The organism is Methylophilus sp. (assembly GCF_052437885.1).
Lineage (GTDB): Bacteria > Pseudomonadota > Gammaproteobacteria > Burkholderiales > Methylophilaceae > Methylophilus.
The window spans coordinates 38,370-55,300 of the sequence record NZ_JBQVPB010000005.1; the positions used below are offsets into that span (position 1 = coordinate 38,370).

The 16,931-nt window shown below is 54.3% G+C and carries 15 protein-coding genes; 9 read left to right on the plus strand and 6 right to left on the minus strand.

What is annotated here, in order from left to right:
• Positions 1-74: 74 nt before the first annotated feature.
• Positions 75-701, minus strand: coding sequence for a TetR family transcriptional regulator (locus tag ACT6RZ_RS06740; RefSeq protein ID WP_444701363.1), 627 nt, complete (start codon positions 699-701; stop codon positions 75-77).
• A 216-nt stretch (positions 702-917) separates the two neighbouring features.
• Here ACT6RZ_RS06740 and ACT6RZ_RS06745 point away from each other — a divergent pair, with 216 nt between their 5' ends.
• From ACT6RZ_RS06745 to lgt, 5 genes are all read left to right on the plus strand, one after another.
• Complete coding sequence (locus ACT6RZ_RS06745; RefSeq protein ID WP_444701364.1) at positions 918-2,054, plus strand: efflux RND transporter periplasmic adaptor subunit; 1,137 nt, start codon at positions 918-920, stop codon at positions 2,052-2,054.
• An 88-nt stretch (positions 2,055-2,142) separates the two neighbouring features.
• Positions 2,143-5,277, plus strand: a complete 3,135-nt coding sequence (locus tag ACT6RZ_RS06750; protein WP_444701365.1) for an efflux RND transporter permease subunit — start codon at positions 2,143-2,145, stop codon at positions 5,275-5,277.
• Between the two features lie 8 nt (positions 5,278-5,285).
• Positions 5,286-6,737, plus strand: coding sequence for an efflux transporter outer membrane subunit (locus ACT6RZ_RS06755; protein ID WP_444701366.1), 1,452 nt, complete (start codon positions 5,286-5,288; stop codon positions 6,735-6,737).
• A gap of 103 nt (positions 6,738-6,840) precedes the next feature.
• Positions 6,841-8,166, plus strand: a complete 1,326-nt coding sequence (locus ACT6RZ_RS06760; RefSeq protein ID WP_444701367.1) for an MFS transporter — start codon at positions 6,841-6,843, stop codon at positions 8,164-8,166.
• 52 nt (positions 8,167-8,218) lie between these two features.
• Complete coding sequence (gene lgt, locus ACT6RZ_RS06765) at positions 8,219-9,010, plus strand: prolipoprotein diacylglyceryl transferase (protein ID WP_444701368.1); 792 nt, start codon at positions 8,219-8,221, stop codon at positions 9,008-9,010.
• Between the two features lie 7 nt (positions 9,011-9,017).
• Here lgt and ACT6RZ_RS06770 read toward each other — a convergent pair whose 3' ends face one another.
• The 5 genes from ACT6RZ_RS06770 to polA form a co-directional block, all read right to left on the minus strand.
• Positions 9,018-9,287, minus strand: a complete 270-nt coding sequence (locus ACT6RZ_RS06770; RefSeq protein ID WP_444701369.1) for a YkgJ family cysteine cluster protein — start codon at positions 9,285-9,287, stop codon at positions 9,018-9,020.
• 4 nt (positions 9,288-9,291) lie between these two features.
• Complete coding sequence (locus ACT6RZ_RS06775; RefSeq protein WP_444701370.1) at positions 9,292-10,032, minus strand: competence/damage-inducible protein A; 741 nt, start codon at positions 10,030-10,032, stop codon at positions 9,292-9,294.
• A gap of 175 nt (positions 10,033-10,207) precedes the next feature.
• On the minus strand, positions 10,208-10,447 hold the full coding sequence (locus ACT6RZ_RS06780; protein WP_379056974.1) for a GlsB/YeaQ/YmgE family stress response membrane protein: 240 nt from the start codon (positions 10,445-10,447) through the stop codon (positions 10,208-10,210).
• A gap of 124 nt (positions 10,448-10,571) precedes the next feature.
• On the minus strand, positions 10,572-10,790 hold the full coding sequence (locus ACT6RZ_RS06785) for a hypothetical protein (protein ID WP_379056973.1): 219 nt from the start codon (positions 10,788-10,790) through the stop codon (positions 10,572-10,574).
• A gap of 173 nt (positions 10,791-10,963) precedes the next feature.
• Positions 10,964-13,714, minus strand: coding sequence for a DNA polymerase I (gene polA, locus ACT6RZ_RS06790; protein WP_444701371.1), 2,751 nt, complete (start codon positions 13,712-13,714; stop codon positions 10,964-10,966).
• Positions 13,715-13,876: 162 nt separating this feature from the next.
• Here polA and ACT6RZ_RS06795 point away from each other — a divergent pair, with 162 nt between their 5' ends.
• The 4 genes from ACT6RZ_RS06795 (at position 13,877) to ACT6RZ_RS06810 (ending at position 16,874) form a co-directional block, all read left to right on the plus strand.
• Positions 13,877-14,602: an LOG family protein gene (locus tag ACT6RZ_RS06795; protein ID WP_444701372.1), complete on the plus strand. Its 726-nt coding sequence runs from the start codon at positions 13,877-13,879 to the stop codon at positions 14,600-14,602.
• A 147-nt stretch (positions 14,603-14,749) separates the two neighbouring features.
• Complete coding sequence (locus ACT6RZ_RS06800) at positions 14,750-15,094, plus strand: DUF2782 domain-containing protein (RefSeq protein ID WP_444701373.1); 345 nt, start codon at positions 14,750-14,752, stop codon at positions 15,092-15,094.
• A gap of 46 nt (positions 15,095-15,140) precedes the next feature.
• The gene (locus tag ACT6RZ_RS06805; protein ID WP_444701374.1) at positions 15,141-16,067 is read left to right on the plus strand and encodes a homoserine kinase; all 927 of its coding nucleotides are present in this window, start codon (positions 15,141-15,143) and stop codon (positions 16,065-16,067) included.
• 21 nt (positions 16,068-16,088) lie between these two features.
• Positions 16,089-16,874, plus strand: coding sequence for a BPSS1780 family membrane protein (locus ACT6RZ_RS06810; protein WP_444701375.1), 786 nt, complete (start codon positions 16,089-16,091; stop codon positions 16,872-16,874).
• Positions 16,875-16,931 lie beyond the last annotated feature (57 nt).

Genomic DNA, 16,931 nt, shown 5'->3' on the forward strand with positions numbered 1-16,931 from the left:
CTGATAAGTCAGTGAAAAGACTGACTATTTTAACTGTAAATCGGAATGTATGGAATTGTTTAAGACTAATTTGCTTATTTTTTACGCAGTTTGATATGTGTATCTATCAGTTGCAGGGCGTTATCGCGGAACAGCGTGCCTTCGGTATCCTTGACCCACATATGTAACAGGCCGGAGAAAAACAGGTGCGTATCCAGCGCCAGTTCACCCGCAGTCGCCTGGGTGCCCACTTGCCCCATTTCCTGCGCTTTGGCGTAAGCCTGCTCTAATTTGTGGATTAATCCGCTGCAATTGCCTAGAATAGATTTCAAAACATCTGCGAACTCATCTACGTATTCGCACTTGGTCATCATCACTTCATAAGTCTCGCGTGCGGTCAGATCCTCATCGAGCATTTGTATGGTGTTTTCCAGATGTTTGCGTATGCGACCCAGTGGGTCGAAACTGCCGCCTTCGGGGTTACCTAACAAGGTATCTTCCATGCGGTCTATCAGAGGCAGGTAAACTTCTTCGCGCATGGCATGGAACAACTCTGCCTTATTGGCAAAGTGCCAGTAAACGGCACCACGTGTGACGCCAGCGTGAGTCGCAATGTGCTCCAGGCTGGTGCGGCTTACCCCTTTGATCAGGAACACTTCACGTGCGGCGCTGACTATGCGTTGACGGGTGATTGCGGCGTCTTCTTTGGTTTTTCGTACCATGCTAAAGCGTCACTCCATAATAAAGAAAAGAATAATAGCGGTTAAGTTGCGGGATGCGACAAACAATATGAATTTTTTGCGTAACCCATTTACATACATCCGTGTTTGTATATAATATACATCCAAGATTGTATGTAATCAAGTTTATTTTGAAAATTATTAAGGGATAACATGTTGATTTCACAGAGTATCCAACCTCATCGTGCAGTGATTTTAGTGGCTTTGAGCGTTGTATTAAGTGCTTGCGGAAAATCTTCCAACGAACAAGGGCCTGCCGCAGGCGGCATGCAAGCCATGCCGGTCAGTGTGCAATCAGTCACTGCCGAAACAGTGCCTATCCAGACCGAAGTGGTCGCACAGACCGAAGGTGCCAAGCAGATAGAAGTGCGTCCCCGCGTCGGCGGTATCGTGCTCAAACGTTTGTATCAGGAAGGTGAGTCAGTCAAGGCTGGCCAGGATATGTTCCTGATAGACCCTATGCCTTTCCAGCTGCAGGTAGACCAGGCGCGCGCCATGATCGCCCAGCAAAAAGCCAGGATAGACCAGACTGCGCGTGAAGCGCAGCGTCTGAAAGGCTTGCTGGAGACTAAATCGATCAGCCAGCGTGAGTTCGATAATGCTACTTCTGATAACTCAGTGGCGACTGCGACCATGATGCAATACCAGGCGCAATTGCGTGAAGCCGAGCTGAATTTATCTTATACCCACGTCAAGGCGCCGGAAAGCGGTATCGCTGGCCGCTTTGTACTGTCTGAAGGTGCGCTGGCAAGTGCCAATACCACTTTGCTCAGCACCATAGTGCAAGTGTCGCCGATCTGGGTGCGTTTCAGTTTGTCAGAGTCTGACCTGATCAGCCTGGGTGGTCATCTGCGTCCGGGTAAAGTACAGGACGTACGTTTGATCCTGGGCGACAACAGCGAGTATCCGCAATCAGGCAAGATCAACTTCTCTGCCAGCCAGATCGATCCGGCACTGGGTACCCAGCAGTTACGTGCCGAGTTCCAGAATCCTGACAGCGCCTTATTGCCCGGGCAATTTGTCCGCGTACGTTTGACCACTGGCAAGCGTGATGGCGTGTTCCTTATCCCGCAAACTGCGGTGTTGACCGGCCAGCAAGGCAAGTTCGTGTTCGTGGCTGAAAAAGATAAAGAAGGCAAAACCGTTGCTGCTCCTCGCCCTATCGTGGCCGGTGGCTGGTTCGGTGAACGCTGGAGCGTGCTGGAAGGCCTGAAGGCGGGTGATCAGGTGATTCTTGATAATCTGATCAAAGTCCGTCCAGGTGCGCCGGTCGCACCGCATGCACCTGATGCTGCACCAGCAGGTCAGCCCGCAGCAGAAAAAGCCAAGTCTTAAGCCGGTTTCATTAGGTTTTTTAGTAGCGAATATCATGTTATTTACGGCCTGAGCAACTTTTGTTCAGGCCGATTTCAGGAAAAACGATATGACCCGATTTTTTATCACACGCCCGATCTTTGCCAGCGTGCTGTCTATCATCATCGTGTTGGCAGGATTGGCAGCGGCATTTAAATTGCCGATCGCACAGTATCCGCAGATCGCACCGCCAACCGTACTGATCACAGCGACCTATCCTGGCGCCAGTGCCGAGACACTGTCTAAAACCGTGGCTGCTCCTATCGAGGAGCAGTTGAGCGGGGTGGAAAACCTGCTCTACTTCAACTCTAGTTCAGACAGTAGCGGCACACTGACCATCACTGCGACTTTTGATATCGGTACCGATGTCGATCAGGCGACCTTTAACGTCAGTAACCGCGTGAATATCGCCTTGCCCAGGCTGCCGGAAGATGTACGCCGGACTGGTGTCGTGGTGCAAAAGCGCTCCAACGATATCCTGCTGGTGGTGATGCTGATCTCCAAGAAAAAAGAGCATGACCGTTTGTTCCTGAGCAACTACGCCACCCTCAATGTGCTGGATGAATTCAAGCGTATCAAAGGCGTGGGCGATGTCACCATTTTTGGTGGCCAGGATTACTCCATGCGTATCTGGTTGCGTCCTGACCGTATGGCGCAACTGGGTGTTTCCACCACTGATATTTCTGCCGCCATCAATGCACAGAACGCGCAGTATGCTGCGGGTAAGATAGGTGCCGAACCGGCCCTGCCTAGCCAGCAATTGTCGTTTACGGTGACCGCCAAAGGGCGTCTGATAGAGCCTGAAGAGTTCGGCAACATCATTATTCGTGCGCAAGGCCCTAACGGCGTGCTGCGCCTGAAGGATGTGGCGCGTATCGAGCTGGGTGCGCAAACCTATAACGTAGCCTCTGCCCTGAACGGGCAACCAGGGGTGGCGCTGCCTGTGTTCTTGCAGACCGGTGCCAATGCGCTGGAAACCGCTGAAGCGATCAAGGCCAAAGTCGATGAGTTGAAAGCCAAGTTCCCTGAGGGCATGGATTACAACATTCCTTACGATACCAGTGACTTTGTTAAAGCCACCATCGAAGAAGTGTTCCACACCTTTGGTGAAGCGCTGATCCTGGTGGTGCTGGTGGTGTTCCTGTTCTTGCAGAGCTGGCGCGCGACCCTGATACCGATGATTGCGGTCCCTATCTCTATCGTCGGTACTTTTGCCGGTTTATATCTGTTCGGTTTCTCCATCAACCTGCTGACCATGTTTGCGATGATTCTCGCCATCGGTATCGTGGTCGATGACGCCATCGTGGTGCTCGAAAACACCGAACGTCTGATGAAGGAAGAGAACCTCAACCCGTTACAAGCGGCGATCAAGTCTATCGCCCAGGTACAGGCTGCGGTGGTGGCGATCGTGCTGGTGCTGTGTGCGGTTTTCGTGCCGGTCGCTTTCCAGGGTGGTATCGCCGGTGAACTGTATAGGCAGTTTGCGGTAACCGTTGCCATCTCTGTGGTGATCTCGGGTGTGGTGGCGTTGACGCTGACGCCAGCCCTGTGCGCCATGATCCTGAAAAACAGCCATCATGAAAACGGATTCTTCCGTGCGTTCAACCGTGGCTTTGGCCGTTTGACCAACTGGTACACCGGCACAGTGAACCTGACCCTGCATCATAAGATCATAGGCGCGGTGGTGTTTGGTGGCATGGTGATCGTCATGATCTTCCTGTTCCGTGCAGTACCGGGCGGCTTTGTGCCACCAGAAGATCAGGGCTATGTGATCAGTATCGTGGTCATGCCGGACGGCGCGACCTTGAAACGCACTTCACAGACCGTGGAAAATATCCGCTCTGCCATCGCCAAAGACCCTGCCACCGCGCATGAGTTTGCGGTGAACGGTTTCGAGCTGCTGACAGGTGCCAACAAAACCAATGCCGGTACCATGTTTGTGCGTATGACAGACTGGGATAAGCGGACCACCAATGCCGACCAGATGGTAGGCAAGCTGATCGGTGTTGGCATGAGCCAGCCTGATGGTATGGGCTTTGCGGTGAACCCGCCAGCGATCCGCGGTTTGGGTTCTGCCGGTGGTTTTGAAGTCTATGTGCAAGCCCATGGCGATACCGATGCCATCAAGCTGGCGCAAGTCATGAATAACTTTATGGATGCCATGCGCGCTAACCCGCAATTGACAGGTATCAACAGTTTCTTCCGCCCCACCGTGCCGCAGTTGTTCATCGAGGTGGATGAAGCCAAGGCCTTGTCACAAAATGTGAAGATCGCCGATATTTATGCCACTTTGCAAAGCACCATGGGTTCGCTGTATGTGAATGACTTTAACCGTAGTGGCCGTACTTACCGCGTCCAGTTGCAAGCCGAAGCCGCTTATCGGATGAAGCCGGAGGACTTGGGCAAGGTCTATGTGCGTAGCCAGCCGACCGAAGACAGCCCTAACGGCAATATGGTGCCTATGTCGGCGCTGGCTAAAGTCAGCAACATCGTCGGTGCTGAACAGCTTGAGCGCTACAACGGCCTGCTGTCTGCCAAAGTATTTGGTAGCGGTGCCCCTGGCGTGAGCTCTGGCGATGCGATCAAACTGGTGGAGAAGATCGCCAGGGAGAACCTGCCGGATGGTTACCAGATCGCCTGGACTGGTCAGGCTTACCAGGAGAACCGTACCGGCTCTGCCGCACTGGTTGCCTTTGGTTTTGCGACCATTATGGTGTTCCTGATCCTGGCGGCACAGTTTGAAACCTGGGCATTGCCACTGGCAGTGATCATGGCGATCCCGTTTGCGATGACAGGCGCGTTGATCGCGGTGCTGACCCGTGGCATGAATAACGATATTTACTTCCAGATCGGGCTGATCACGCTGATCGGGCTGGCGGCGAAGAACGCGATCCTGATCGTGGAGTTCGCCTCGCAGAAAATGGAAGAAGGCATGCCGTTGGCTGAAGCCGCACTCGAAGCCGCACGTCTGCGTTTCAGACCTATCGTGATGACTTCGATGGCGTTTATGCTGGGTATCCTGCCGCTGGTGTTTGCGACAGGCGCTGGCGCGGCGGCGCGGCAGTCTATGGGTACCGGCGTGTTTGGCGGTATGTTGCTGGCGACCTTTATTGCCACCATCTTTATCCCATTGTTCTTTACCTGGTTGACCAACGAGAAAAAAGTGCGTCACCACGGTCATATTGAAGAAGAGGAATCGGTATGAAACCGACAATGAAATTGACTTTAAAACCATTGCAACAGTCGCTGCTGTTAGGGCTGGTCACCATGTCACTGGCTGGTTGCCAGGTGCTAGGGCCATTTTATTCACGGCCTGAGCCGGTGGTGCCTGCAGAATATACCACTGGCCAGGCTGGCCAGCTGACCCAGGAACAGCAACTGGCACTGCAACAATGGTGGACATTGTTTAACGACAGCAAGCTCAACCAGCTGGTAGATACTGCGCTGGCGAAAAACAACAACTTGCAATCCGCAGTTGCCCGCATTGAAGAAGCAGACGCATTTGCGCGTGAGAGTGGTGCCAGCCTGTTGCCTACCGTGACCGGCACCGGCTCTGGCATACGTAACCGGGTGACTGAGTCCGGCATCTTCCCGGTGTTTGGCGATAACCCGCGTAAAACCTACAAGATAGGTTTGAACGGCAGTTATGAGCTGGATTTCTGGGGCAAACTGCGCCGGGGCAATGAGGCCGCACGCGCGCAATTGCTGGCGACCCGCTATGCCAAAGAGGCGGTGACCTGGTCACTTTCCAGCCTGGTCACCAACAATTATCTGATGATACGCAGCCTGGACGGCCAGTTGCTGGTCAATCAGCAAAACCTGAAAACGGCACAAGACAGCCTGGACCTGGCTAAACGCCGGGTTGAGGGTGGTGTGTCTACCATACTCGATGCACATCAGGCAGAGTTAGTGGTCACCACGCTGCAAACGCAGGCGCTGGAACTGAAAAGACAGCGTGCTTTAAGCGAGCATCAGCTGGGACTGTTAACCACAGACCTGGGCCTGAAGATCCCGGCCGGTGACCTGATGGCGATGCCACAGCCACTGACACCACCTACAGGCCTGCCTTCAGCATTGATGGAAGCCCGGCCGGATGTACGCCAGGCTGAGCAGGCCATGATCGCGGCGAATGCCAATATAGGCGTGGCGCGAGCAGCTTTCTACCCAAGTATCGCGCTGACCACCACCTATGGCGGTGAAAGTATCGCGCTGAATAACTTGCTGAAATCACCGGCACGCGTCTGGTCACTGGGGCTGGATATCAACCTGCCTATCTTTAATGGCGGGCGACTGAAAGCCCGTGAAGAGCAGGCGACTGCGCAGCAAAAGCAGACCCTGGCCAGTTACCAGAACACCTTGCAAACCGCGTTTACCGAAGTCAGCGATGCGCTGGTGAATACCAGCCAGTATCGCGAGCAGGAAGCGCTGGCGCAATCCAAGGAGAAAACCACCGCTAATATCCTGACCGTGGCGCAAAACCGCTATCAGGCCGGTTACACCAGCTATCTGGAAGTACTGGATGCGCAGCGTAACCATAACGAAGCGACCCAGGCCATGGTACAAAGCCGCCAGAACACCCTGATAGCCACTGTCGACCTGTTCAAGGCCCTGGGTGGCGGCTGGAAACCAGAAAGCGTGAAACAGGAAGAGTATTACAAAAAGTAATTGTTGACTCTGTAGTCTAAAAAACCGGGTGTGCAGCAGCTTGCACACCCGGTTTTTTTGTTTCCTGCTTTGCAAAACACGCCAGCCCACCTAAGATGGCGCCATGCATACCTCCTCAACAGACACACTTTCCGTACCATCGTCCTCTACAGGCGCACCCACAGTAGCCGCGCCTTCCCTGAGCCGCATCGCGTTTGCCAGCTTTATCGGCACCGCCATAGAGTTCTATGACTTTTATATCTATGCCATGGCCGCGGCGCTGGTGATAGGGCAGGTGTTTTTTCCCGCCAGCGACCCTGCCGCACAATCTTTAAACGCTTTGCTGACGTTTGGTCTGGCATTTATCGCCCGCCCGTTAGGGGCACTGCTGTTCGGCCACTTTGGCGACAGGATAGGGCGTAAATCGACGCTGGCGGCTTCGCTGCTGGTAATGGGCACCTCTACTTTTCTGATCGGCTTGTTGCCGGGTTACGACACGCTGGGCATGTGGGCGCCGCTGTTGCTCTGCGTGTTGCGTTTCGGCCAGGGCATAGGGCTGGGCGGCGAGTGGGCAGGGGCGGCGTTACTGGCGACTGAATATGCGCCTGCAGGCAAGCGCGGCTGGTATGGCATGTTTCCGCAGTTGGGGCCTTCGATAGGTTTTTTGCTGGCGACGCTGACGTTTCTGGCATTGAGCCTGGGGTTAACCGAAGCCCAGTTCGTTCTGTGGGGCTGGCGGGTGCCTTTTATCATCAGTGCGGCACTGGTGCTGGTGGGCCTGTATGTCAGGTTCAAGCTGGCTGAAACCCCGGTGTTTGCAAAAGCGCAGGCCGCACACCATTTGCATCACTGGCCACTGAAAAGCCTGTTGTTACAGCATGGCCGCGCCATTGTGCTGGGTGCCCTGGCCATGAGTGTGTGTTATCACTTGTTTTATACCGCTACCGTGTTCTGCCTGAGTTATGGCACGCAGGCATTGCATATCTCACGCCCGGTATTCCTGCTGCTGTTATGTGTGGCAGTGCTGGGGATGGCGCTGGCGACCCCACTGGCTGCCTGGTGGGCAGACCGTGCGGGCAGGCGGCCGGTCTTGCTGGCCGGTCAGGCGCTGGCGCTGCTGCTAGGCTTTGTCCTGGCACCTATGCTGGGCAGCGGGCAATTGGTCTGGATCGCCCTGTTTCTGTTTCTGGCGCTGTTTTTAATGGGCGTGACATTTGCCCCCATGGGCGCTTTTTTACCCGAGCAGTTCCCGGTCGCCGTGCGTTATAGTGGTGCTGGCCTGGCCTACCAGCTGGGCGGCATCCTGGGTGCGTCATTCGCACCGGCTATCGCGCAGTATCTGGTGCAGCAGGGCGGCTTGAGCTGGGTGGGCTGGTATATGTCGGTGATGGCGGCTATCAGCGCATGGGCAGTGTGGCAGATCAGGCCACAAGAGTGCGTGCATGACTGAAGTTTTAGCGCAGCAGGTATAATGCAGCTTTTTTACAGCAAAGCCATTGAGTATGTTTATCCATCCCGGGTTTGACCCTATCGCGTTGCAGATCGGCAGTTTTGGCATCCACTGGTACGGACTGATGTATCTGGTGGGCTTTTTTGGCGGGCTGTGGCTGGGGCAATACCAGGTCAAGCGCCTGCGCAAGCTCGACCCCCACTCGCCCTGGCAGCACAAAGACCCTGACGATATGCTGTTTTATATCGCGCTGGGTGTGGTGCTGGGTGGCCGTCTGGGCTATGTATTGTTTTATCAGCCGCTGTATTTCTTGCAGCACCCGCTGGAGATATTTGCCTTATGGCAGGGCGGCATGTCTTTTCACGGCGGCTTTATCGGCGTGATGGTGGCGATGGCGCTTTTTGCGCGCAAACGCGGCGTGATCTGGTTGCAACTGATGGATTTTGTCGCCCCGCTGGTGCCTGTCGGTTTAGGCGCAGGCCGCTTCGGTAATTTTATCAACGGTGAACTATGGGGCAGGCCTACCCAGGCTGACTGGGGCATGGTGTTTCCACAAGTAGACGCCCTGGCCAGACACCCTTCACAGCTATATGAGTTTGCACTCGAAGGCGTCGCCATGTTTGTGATCTTGTGGTGTTTTACGGGCAAGAAACGGCCGATAGGCGCGGTCTCGGCGGTTTTCCTGCTGAGCTATGGCAGCTTCCGTTTCCTGGTCGAGTTCACGCGTGAACCAGACAGTTTCCTCGGCTTGTTGTCTCTAGGCCTGAGCATGGGCCAATGGTTGTGCCTGCCCATGATAGTGGCCGGTTTGGCCATGTTGCGCTGGTCTTATCGCAAACCTTGACCCCGGATCAATATGCGGGCTGCGTCGCCAGCTCTAGTGCATTCAGCCAGGTGATGGCATAGTCGCGGCTTTGCTGCGGCGTACCGCACATTTCCAGGCTGGGTTGCAGGCCGCCACAAAACGCCGGGCGTTCCGGCTTGCCGAATAATTTGCAGCCATAATGCTCATCCAGCTGCACACAGGCGACCCCCGCCGGTTTGCCATCTGGCATGCCGGGGATAGGGCTGGTGATAGAAGGGGCGATACAACAGGCCCCGCATTGCGGACGGCACTGCATATGCTTAAACGTCCACCCACGGATAACCCAGTGCCGTGACTCCGGCTTTGAGGTGCAGCATGGCCTGTTCAACCAGGCCGCTTTCGCCTTTCATGCCGACTTCTGTGGTACGGCGCTGGTTGGTGCGTGGCAGGCTGAACAGCTTGAGCATGGGGTATTGCAGCAGCATCTGGTTCATCAGGTCTATCAAATCGCTTTCGCCTGCTTCAGTCACCACGATCGCTTGCTCCAGATAATCCAGCGTATGAAATAAATGGCTGTAATGGGTATCCAGCACCCATTCGATCATAGGGTGCGCCATTTCAGGAAAGCCAGGCACAAAATAATGCTGGTTGATGCTGAACCCGGCGACCCGGTTGATAGGGTTAGGGATCAGCTCACAGCCTAGTGGAAAGTCGGCCATCAGCACCCGTTTGGGGTAAGCGCCTGCGCCGTATTGCGCCTCTATATTCGCGACCGCACCAACATGCCGCGCTATCGGCACCCCGGCTGCTTCTGCCGCGCATTGGCGGGTATGGTCATCCGGCGTAGCGCCTATGCCGCCAAAGCTGAACACCACTTCGCCACGCGCCATGCTGGCTTTGAGGTGGCTGGTGATCTGCTCGGGGATATCCGCAATAAAATACGCCCAGCTTAGCTGCAGGCCGCGCGCAGAAAGTAAGGCGATGACTTTGCTCAGGTGCGCATCCTGGCGTTTGCCGGACAGTATTTCGTCGCCGATGATATAGATGCCAAAGGACTGCATAGTGAGTAAAACAAATGATGTGATGCAAACTATTATACCGCTGGCTGCGGCATATTTAGTTCTGCGCCAGTCGGCAATGCAGCAAGCCAGCACGAAAGAAAAATGGCGATGACTGTCAGGTCATCGCCACTTCACATCATTATCCAGCTACTGGCTGCGGGTCAGCGCTTACGCATCAACCTTTGCGCAATGCCCGCGACAGGAAGATCAGGAAGATCGCACCTATGGTCGCGACCACTATGCTGCCGATCAAACCGCCACTGGCACTCAAGCCCAATAAGCCAAACAGCCAGCTACCTACTACTGCACCGGCGATACCCAGGATCAGATCCCAGATCAGGCCATAGCCGTCGCCCTTCATAATCAAACCTGCCAACCAGCCAGCAATAATTCCAATTACGATGGTCCAAATCATAGTTCATTCCTCATTGTTGTTATCAAATGTTTGAGCAGCCATATTAATTGTTACGGCATGCTACATCTGTCAGAGCTTGTAGGAAAAACTTGTCAGAAATGGCTGATACTGGAATCCCCTCGGTTTATTTTTTCAAGCCTACCAATACTATGCCTGCGCCGGCAATGATCAGGATCACGCTGAGTGCTTGCGGGATCTCAACATCTTTAGTGATATCGGCACTGGCTTCCAGCGAACCGATTTTTGCCACAGTCTCTTTGCTTTCATAACTGAAGCCTTTGTAGATCAGACCGGCAGAGCCAAGTGCGATCAGGATGATACCGATGATGAGAGATGATTTCATGATACTGCCGCCCCTTATTTAGTTGAATGAAACATTACCTTAACATAGCGTGCGCGCTTTTCCCATGCATGCAGCGCTTGGCCTGGTTGGCAGTCGACTATGGCTCTGGTTTTTGTATCCTCTGCGGTGAGTCGCTGCGGCCAGCCAGTGCTGCATCCATCCAGTGCCGCTCGCTAGTGGGCACTTTCCCAGTTATTGCCCACGCCGACTTCGGCCAGTAACGGTACATCCAGCGTAGCGACGCTTTGCATCAGCAGCGGTAACTGTTGTTTGACCAATGCGAGCTCTGCCTCTGGCACTTCCAGCACCAGTTCATCGTGCACCTGCATGATGAGTTTTGTTTGCATTTTTTCCTCGGTCAGCCATTTATCCACTGCGATCATGGCCAGTTTAATCAGGTCGGCGGCCGTGCCTTGCATGGGGGCGTTAATGGCGGCGCGCTCGGCGCCGGCACGGCGATTGCCATTGGCGCTGTTGATCTCCGGCACCCATAACCTGCGGCCAAAAATGGTTTCTACAAAGCCTTGCTGTTTGGCCAGCTCGCGCGTGTCGCTCATATATTTGCGCACGCCGGGGTAACGGGCGAAATAACGCTCTATATAGCTTTGTGCGGCGCTGCGCTCGATATTCAGGTTTTGCGCCAGGCCGAATGCGCTCATGCCATAGATCAGGCCAAAGTTGATCACTTTGGCATAACGGCGCTGTTCATTATCGACACTGGTTTTTTCTACGCCGAATATTTCAGCCGCAGTCGCGCGGTGGATATCCTCATTATTGGCAAATGCACTGAGCATGCCTGCGTCCTGCGACAGGTGCGCCATGATACGCAGCTCGATCTGCGAATAGTCGGCGGATACGATATGGCTGCCGGGGGCGGCGATAAATGCTTCACGGATACGACGACCTTCTGCCGTACGCACCGGGATGTTCTGCAGGTTGGGGTCACTGCTGGCCAGCCTGCCGGTGATCGCAACGGCCTGGTTGTAGTTGGTATGCACGCGCCCGGTGGCGGCGTTGATCATTTTCGGCAGTTTGTCGGTATAGGTCGATTTCAGTTTGGCCAGGCCGCGGTATTCCAGCAGCACTTTGGGCAAGGGGTGATCCAGCGCCAGTTCCTGCAGTACATCTTCATCGGTAGAAGGCACACCTGAAGGCGTTTTCTTTAATGGCTTGATGCCCAGTTTTCCAAACAATATTTCTTGTAATTGTTTGGGACTGCCCAGGTTGAATGGCTGGCCTGCCAGTTCATAAGCCTGTTTTTCCAGTTCCATCAGGCGCAGGCCGATCTCGTTGCTCTGGCGGTTGAGCATGTGGCTGTCTATCAGCACGCCGTGGCGCTCCATGCGTTGCAACGCCAGCATGCTGGGCATTTCAACCTGCTGGTAGATGAATTCAAGTTTGGATGATGCGGCCACTTGCGGGTGCAGCGCTCTATGCAGCTGCAAGGTGATATCTGCATCTTCGGCCGAGTATTCACTGGCCTGTTCCACGGTGACCTGGTTAAAGCCCACCTGTTTGGCCCCTTTGCCTGCCACCGCCTCGAACGGGATAGGAGAGATGCCCAGATGGCGCTCGCTCAGTTCATCCATGCCATGGCCTTTGTGGCTCTCAAACACATAAGACTGCAGCAGGGTGTCGTGGGCGACGCCCTGCAGGTGTATGCCGTGATTGGCCAGCACATGCATATCGTATTTCAGGTTCTGGCCGACTTTTTTGATGGCCGGGTTTTCCAGTATGACTTTCAGTTTGTCCAGCGTGGCCTGCAGCGGCAGCTGGGCAGGGGCGTCAAAATAATCATGGGTGAGCGGCACGTAAGCGGCCTCGCCTGGCGTGACACTGAATGACACGCCGACTATCTTGGCCTGTAGCGGGTCCAGCGAGGTGGTCTCGGTGTCAAAACACAGCAACTCTGCCTGCTGCAGACGTGGCAGCCAGTCATCCAGCGCTGCCTCAGTCAGAATGGTCTGGTACTGGCGGCGGGTGTCAGGCACATAATCGTTTTTGATCGCGACTGGTGCTGCCGGGCTTGCAGGGTAGGGGCTTTCGGTCGCGCCGTCCGTCAGTTTATCCAGCTCACGCTTCCAGGTGCGGAACTCGAAGTGATCGAACAGGCCATGCAGTTTTTCTACATCCGGCGCCTGCTGGGTCAGGTCATCAAATTTTTCACATAAGCCGACATCGCAGCGTATGGTGATCAGTTCGCGGGCAGTCGGTAACCACGGCAGGGCTTTGCGCAGGTTGTCGCCGACCACGCCTTTGATATTGTCCGCATTGGCGACGATATTATCCAGTGAGCCGTATTCCTTGAGCCACTTCACGGCGGTCTTGGGGCCGACTTTCTCCACACCAGGGACATTGTCCGAGGTGTCACCGACCAGGATCAGGTAATCAATGATCTTGTCAGGCGGGATACCGAACTTGTTCTCCACGCCTGCGATATCCAGCACGTCATCGGTTTTACGGAAAGCATCCCGCATGGTGTTGACGACGGTGATATGCGCGTTGACCAGCTGGGTGATGTCTTTGTCGCCGGTAGAGATAATGGTTTTAATGCCTTCTTTTTCTGCCTGTTTGGCCAGGGCGCCGATCACATCATCGGCTTCAACCCCTTCTTCAATGATCAGCGGCCAGCCCATGGCGCGTATGGTTTCATACAAAGGCTCTATCTGCACGCGCAGATCATCCGGCATGCTGACACGATTGGCTTTGTATTCCGGATAAAGATCATCGCGGAAAGTCTTGCCTTTGGCATCGAACACACAGGCGCTGTAATCGGAAGGGTAGTCTTTGTGCAGGCGGCGCAGCATGTTGAGCACGCCCTGTATCGCCCCTACCGGCTCATTGGCCGAATTGCGCAGATCAGGCATGGCGTGGAAAGCGCGGTAAAGGTAACTGGAGCCGTCAACCAGGAGCAGGGTCTTCATTATTAAGTTCTCAAGGATTCATTGTTTGGGTCGAATTGAACAGATTCAATTCAACAGGCTGATGCCATTGCTGACAGTCAAAAACATTTCACAGGCGTATTTTACGCAATTCAAAGCCACTTCATGTACACTAATTTTGTTTGTAATTTGAAGGACTGATGTATGAACAACCAAAAGCTGCCCAGCATGGTTGAGCCTGAATTGCTCAACGGTGCCGATGCCAGCCATGAATCCTGGCACGCCTTTGAGATCATGGCTGAGTTTGTGGGGGCGACCGAGAACCTCAAAGCCATCATGCCTGCCGTGTCGATTTTTGGCAGCGCGCGTACCAAACCCGATCATCCTTACTATCAGCAGACCGAAGAGATCGCCAGGTTACTTTCCGATTCCGGCTTCAGTGTGCTGTCTGGCGGAGGCCCCGGCATCATGGAAGCGGCCAATAAAGGGGCTTTCCCCGGGCGTGGTGCCAGTGTAGGCCTGAATATCCGGCTGCCTTTTGAGCAGCATGGCAACCCCTATCAGGATATAGGCATCAGCTTCAAGTATTTCTTCATGCGCAAAGTCATGTTCGTCAAATATGCCAGTGCGTTTGTGGTCATGCCGGGCGGTTTCGGCACGCTGGACGAATTAATGGAGGCGATCACGCTGGTGCAAACCGGCAAAACACGCAAGCTGCCTATCATCCTGGTCGGCAGCCAGTACTGGGCTGGCCTGGTCGACTGGTTGCGTAATACGCTGGTGGCCGAGGGGATGGCGTCAGAGGCCGATATGGACCTGATCCAGCTTATTGATGAGCCACAGAAGATCGTGGATGCCATCTTCAAGCATTATGAAACGACCGGCTTCGAGCTCACGCCTGCCGAACGCAAGCTGCAGCTTTATTTGTAACGCTTTTTGGCTAAAACATCATCAGTGCATGCACCGCGCCCGTGTATTTGATTCATTTGGTTATTTATTTCGCGGTTATTGTGGTTGCAGTTGTCGCCGAGTGGCGGCTTTTTGCTAGAATAGCAATCACTGATTAAGGAGTTATCCATGCGTGACTTTCCCCGTTTCTTGCTTGCTGTTGTATGTGTTGCCGGTTTTTCATTGCCGGTTTGGGCAGCCGCCCCGGGCGATGCGGAATTGCTGGAGGAAGTCCCTTCGCCACCAAAGATCATTGAGGGCCAGCCGATAGACAAGCCGACCATCACAAAACGCAAGGATGGCGAAAATGAGCTTGAGGAATACAGCATCAATGGCGACGTCTATATGGTCAAGGTGACACCGCCTAGCGGCAAGCCTTATTATCTGCACCGCGAAGACCGCAATGGAGACTGGGTGAATGATGGCCCGACCCGCCCGCTGTCCGTGCCTAAATGGACACTGTTCCGATTCTAATCCTAATCTTTGAGGTCTGCCCGAAATGGGCGGGCCTGTAAATCACATGTCTGTTTTTACCACCCTGAGTTTGGAAGAAGTGCGTCAGTGGCTGACGCCTTTTAATATTGGCGAGTTGCAGACTTTGCGCGGCATTGCTGCCGGGATCACCAATACCAATTATTTTGTCGAAACCAGCCAGGCGCGCTATGTACTGACGGTGTTCGAAAAAAATGATTTTGATGAGCTGCCGTATTTCGTCCATTTGCTGGCGCACCTGTCACGGCATGGTGTGCTGTGCCCGAGACCGATCGCCGATAGCAATGGCGTCGCCCTGCACCGCATACACGGCAAACCGGCACTGATGGTCAGCTGCCTGAAAGGCAGCGATGTAGACCAGCCCAACCTGGCGCAGATAGAAGCAGTGGCACTGACGCTGGCACGCATGCATTTTGCCGGGCTGGATTTCAATGAACAGTCACACAACCAGCGCGGGCAAGGCTGGCGCGCCATGACGGCCCAGCAGGTCATGCCCAAACTGACTGCCGTACAGCAACATTTATTGCAGGAAGAGCTGGAATTTCAGCACGGCCTGGATCTATCCGATGTGCCGCACGGTGTGATCCATGGCGACCTGTTCCGCGACAATGTGCTGTTTGACGGCGATGCGCTGGGCGGCTTTATTGATTTTTATTATGCCTGCCACGATGTGCTGGCCTATGACGTCGCAATTGCTGTCAATGAGTGGTGCGTAGACGCCAATGGACATTTTGTCGATGAAAAACTGGCAGTATTCATGAATGCCTATCAGTCTGTGCGTGCCTTTACGCCTGCCGAAAAAACGCATTGGCCGGCATTGCTGAGGCGGGCTGCCTTGCGTTTCTGGTTATCGCGCCTGTATGATTTTCATTATCCGGTCGCGGGTGAACTCACCCATGCCAAAGACCCCGCCCATTTTGAGCGGGTGCTGCTTAACCGCAAAGCTTTCACTTAAAAAGATAAAAAAGGGAGAATCATGACAGAAACCGGAACCCAACAGGGCCTGCGCTGGGTGCGCGAAAGTCTGGCCTTGTTCAAGACGCAGCCGCATGTCTGGATGCTTTGGGCACTGGCTTATATCATGATCTTCAGGGTGCTGCCTTCACTGGACAAGATCCTGGCACTGGTGACTGTGGTGATCTGGCCCGCGTGTATGGCTTTTTTCGTCATGTTGTACCGGCAGATGGATTTGCAGAACCAGATTGTTCCGCGCACTGTCTGGCAGCAGCTGCAGACCAACTTTAAAACATTGCTGCTACTCGGGCTGAGTGGCCTGATCTATGCATTGCTGGCGACATATCTGCTGGGTAGCGAGCTGGCTGAACTGGTCGCACATGCGCCCACCAAGGCCGGAATGACAGAGTCACAGATGACCAAGTTTCTCGAAGGCTCCCTGTCATTCATCGTCAAATTGATACTGCTGCTTTTGCCATTATTTATCGCCACCTGGTTTTCGCCCATGCTGATCGCCCTCAATGGGTATGATCTGCCAAAAGCGATCAAATCAAGCATTGCCGGCATTCTGCAATATTTTGTGCCCATGCTCATCTCCTGGCTGGTGATGATAGCAGGCATGCTGGTGGTGATGCTGGGCCTGGGTCTGGTCATAGGCATATTGGGTGCTGTGATCCCCATGCTGGCTGAGTTGCTGATGCCATTGCTGGTGTTTGCGGCTTTGCTGGTGATCAGTGCCTTGATGTTCGCATTCCAGTATATCAGCTACAAGGATGTGTTCAGGGCTGCGCCCGTGCTGCATGAATAAGGTTTGCGCCAGACCTTTCATTAAAAAACACCTGTGCATTAAAAAACCGCCTGTCGC